Annotated in this window: 1 protein-coding gene; it reads right to left on the bottom strand. The window is 72.9% G+C overall.

Annotation, left to right across the window (positions count from 1 at the left end; all coding sequences use genetic code 11):
• The coding region (locus ABZZ79_RS39510; RefSeq protein ID WP_356697496.1) for a type I polyketide synthase at positions 1-4,050 on the bottom strand (4,050 nt) is incomplete at both ends.

Genomic DNA, 4,050 nt, shown 5'->3' with positions numbered 1-4,050 from the left:
CCCGGACTCGGGCCGGGTGCTCAGGTGCGTGCGCAGCCGCTCCGCCTGCGCACGCAGCGCGGGCACGGACTTCGCCGACACCACCACCGGAACCGCCGGGAGTTCCTCGCGGGAGATCGCCACGGGCTCCGGGGAGGCCGGGGCCTCTTCCAGGATCACGTGGGCGTTGGTGCCGCTGATGCCGAAGGAGGAGACGCCCGCGCGGCGCGGCCGGCCCTCGGTGGCAGGCCACGGCTCGGCCTCGGCCAGCAGACGTACCTCGCCCGTCGACCAGTCCACGTGCGGAGAGGGAGCGTCGAGGTGCAGGGTGCCCGGCAGCGTGGCGTACTGCATCGCCTTGAGCATCTTGATGACGCCCGCCACGCCTGCGGCCGCAGCCGTGTGGCCGATGTTGGACTTGATGGAGCCCAGGCGGAGCGGGCCGTTCTCGCGCTCCTGGCCGTAGGTGGCCAGCAGCGCCTGCGCCTCGATGGGGTCGCCGAGCCGCGTGCCCGTACCGTGACCCTCCACCGCGTCCACATCGCCCGCGGCGAGCCGGGCGTTGGCGAGGGCCTGGCGGATGACCCGCTCTTGCGAAGGGCCGTTGGGGGCGGTCAGTCCGTTGGAGGCGCCGTCCTGGTTGACGGCGCTGCCACGCAGGACACCGAGGACGCGGTGGCCGTTGCGGCGGGCGTCCGAGAGGCGTTCCAGGACCAGCAGGCCCAGGCCGTCCGAGAACGAGGTGCCGTCAGCGGCTGCGGAGTACGGCTTGCAGCGGCCGTCCTCGGCCAGACCCTGCTGGCGGCTGAACTCGGTGAGCAGGAACGGGCCGGACATGATCGTGACACCGCCGGCCAGGGCCAGGGAGCATTCGCCCGAGCGCAGGGACTGCGCCGCCAGGTGCAGGGCGACGAGCGACGAGGAACAGGCGGTGTCGATGGACACGGCCGGGCCCTCCAGGCCCAAGGCGTACGACACCCGGCCCGACAGCACGCTCGTGGTGCTGCCCGCGAGGCGGAAGCCCTCCACCTCGGGCTGTGAGGCACCGGCACCGCCGCCGTAGTCGCCCATGGCCATCACGCCGCAGAACACGCCGGTCTCGCTGCCCCGCAGGCTGACCGGGTCGATGCCCGAGGCCTCGAACGCCTCCCAGGCGGCTTCCAGCATCAGCCGTTGCTGCGGGTCCATCGCCAGGGCCTCGCGGGGGCTGATGCCGAAGAACCCGGCATCGAACTCGCCCACGCCGTCGAGGAATCCGCCGCCCCGGGTGTAGATCCTTCCGGCCTTCTCGGGGTCTGCGTCGTACAGACCCTCGCCCCAGCCGCGGTCGTCCGGGAGCGGGGTGATGGCGTCGCGGCCTTCGGCGAGGAGTTGCCAGAGTTCCTCGGGCGAGGTGACTCCGCCCGGGTAGCGGCAGCTCATGCCGACGATGGCGAGCGGCTCGTCGTCGACGGGCTTGCGGGCGGCGCGGGCCGCCGGACGGGTCCTGCCCGGGTCCGCTCCGCCGGCCTCGACGAGCAGGAACTCGGCCACCGCCTGGGGGGTCGGGTGGTCGAAGACGAGGGTGGAGGGCAGGCGTACGCCGCTGGCCTGGGTGAGGCGGTTACGGAGCTCCACGGCGCCGAGCGAATCGAGGCCCAGGTCCTTGAAGGCCCGGCCGGGATCGACCGTGTCCGCTGAGGTGTGGCCGAGTGCGGCGGCGGCCTGGGCCCGCACCAGCTCCAGGACCAGACGCGGACGGTCGGCCTCTGCCGTCTCCGCGAGGCGCTGGGCGAGGGAGCCGCCGGTGTGCTGGGTGCGGCGTGCGGGTATGCGTACGAGTCCGCGCAGGAGTGCGGGGAGGAGGCCGGAGCGGGCCTGGTCGCGCAGGGCCGGCTGTTCGAGGCGTACGGGTACCAGGAGTGCGGAGTCGAGACGGAGTGCGGCGTCGTGGAGCTCGAGGCCTTGTTGGGCTGAGAGGCCGCTCATACCGGCGCGTTCGAGGCGGGCCAGTTCTGTTTCGTCGAGGGTTGCGCCCATGCCGCCGGCTTCGGCCCACAGGCCCCAGGCGAGGGAGGTGGCGGGGAGTCCGGCGGCCCGGCGCCGGGCGGCGAGTGCGTCGAGGGTGGCGTTGGCGGCGGCGTAGTTGCCCTGGCCGGGGCTGCCGATGAGGGCGGCGACGGAGGAGAAGAGGACGAAGGAGGACAGGTCGAGGCCGGCGGTGAGTTCGTCGAGGTGGAGTGCTGCCTCGGCCTTCGGGCCCAGTACGCGGGCGAGTTGGGCGGGGGTGAGGGTTTCGATGGTGGCGTCGTCGAGGAGTCCGGCGGCGTGGACGACGGCGGTGAGTGGACGCTTCAGGGAGCCGATGATCTGTGCCAGTGCGTCGCGGTCGGTGACGTCGCAGGCGGCGATGTCGACCTGGGCGCCGAGCGCGGTGAGTTCCGTGACGAGTTCGGTGACGCCTTCGGTGGTGGTGCCGCGGCGGCTGAGGAGCAGGAGGTGCCGGGCTCCGTGGCTGCGGACGTAGTGCTTGGCGAAGAGGGCGCCGAGGCCGGCGGTGCCACCGGTGATCAGGACCGTGCCCTCCGGATCCAGGATCGGCTGTGGGGTGGGTGCGGCTGTGTTGGCGCGGGCGACGCGGGGGGCGAGGGTGTGGTCGCCGCGCAGGGCGAGTTGGGGTTCGTCGAGGCCGGCGAGTGCGGCCCAGTCGGGGGTGGTGGTGTCGGTGTCGTCTTCGAGGTCGACGAGGAGGATGCGGTCGGGGTGTTCGGACTGGGCGCTGCGGACGAGTCCCCAGATGGGGGCTTGTGTGAGTTCGGGGGCTTCGCCCTCGGCTGTGGCGATGCCGTTGCGGGTGGCGACGACAAGGCGGGCTCCGGCGAGTGCGTCGGTCGCCAGCCACTCCTGGAGCAGGGTGAGAGCCCACAGGGTCGTCTCGTGGGGAGTGCACCGCGGCACCACCTCGGCCACGACCAACTCGGGCAGATCGAGCCCGGAGGTCACCGCCGTGGCCAGGGCGGCCAGGTCCGCGTAGGTGTGGCCGAGGAGCTCGGCCCGAACCGGGGCCGCGGCAACGGGTGCTGTGGCGGCGGGAACCCACTCCACCCGGTACAGGGCATCTGTCGCCGGACGGCGCGGGGCAGCCTTGAGTACCACGCTGTGTGCGGTGGCGCACGCGTGCCCGTTCGTGTCCGCGAGGTCGATCCGCAGGATGGACTCGGCCTGTGCCTCGATCCGGACCCGGGCGGGTGCCGCGGAACCGGCTCGGACGGTGAATCCGCACCAGGTGGAGGGCATTTCGGGCGCAGCGATGCCGGAACGGTGCTCGGCGAGCCGGCCGTGGAGGGCCGCATCGAGGAGAGCCGGGTGCATCACGAAGCGCGTGTCCGCCGCGTCCTCGGGGAGCGCGATTTCGGTGTAGACGTACCGCTCGTCACGCCAAGCGGCGCGTACTCCCTGGAAGACCGGACCGTACTCGTATCCGGCGTCACCGAGGCTCTCGTACAGATCCGTGACCGTGATCGGCTCGGTGCCCGCGGGGGGCCACTCGACCGCGTCCCAGTCCGGCGACACCGCCGGGACGGCGAGGACTCCCCGGGCGTGGCACACGGTCTCTGACCGGGAACCGCTGTAGACGGCGGCCTCGCGCCGCCCGTCCTCGTCGGGAGCGCCGAGCGTGACCTGCACCTGGGTGCCCGACGCGTCGGCGGGCAGCGTCAGCGGGGCCTGGAGCACCAGCTCCTCAACGGTGGGGGAGCCCGCCTCGCGGCCCGCGGCGAGGACCAGTTCCAGGAGCGCGGCACCCGGAACGAGCGACTCGCCGACGATCACGTGATCCGCCAGCCAGGGCAACGTCTCTCCGGAGATGCGGCCGGTGAACAGCCACTCGTCGCGATCGCCGACCTGAGTGCAGGCGGCGAGCACCGGGTGGTCCACCTGTCCGAGCCCGGCAGCCGTCAGGTCGCCGGCACCGGAGGTGCGCGCGAGGCGGAACCGGTCGTGCTGGAAGGCGTAGGTGGGGAGGTCGATGTGGCGGGCGCCGGTGTCGGCGTAGTAGGTGTGCCAGTCGATGGGGATGCCGGCGGTGTGGGT

Source organism: Streptomyces sp. NPDC006458 (genome assembly GCF_040612135.1).
Taxonomy (GTDB): Bacteria; Actinomycetota; Actinomycetes; order Streptomycetales; family Streptomycetaceae; genus Streptomyces.
The sequence above is the reverse complement of the archived record's forward strand: the minus strand, read 5'-3'. Positions and strand labels throughout refer to the sequence as shown.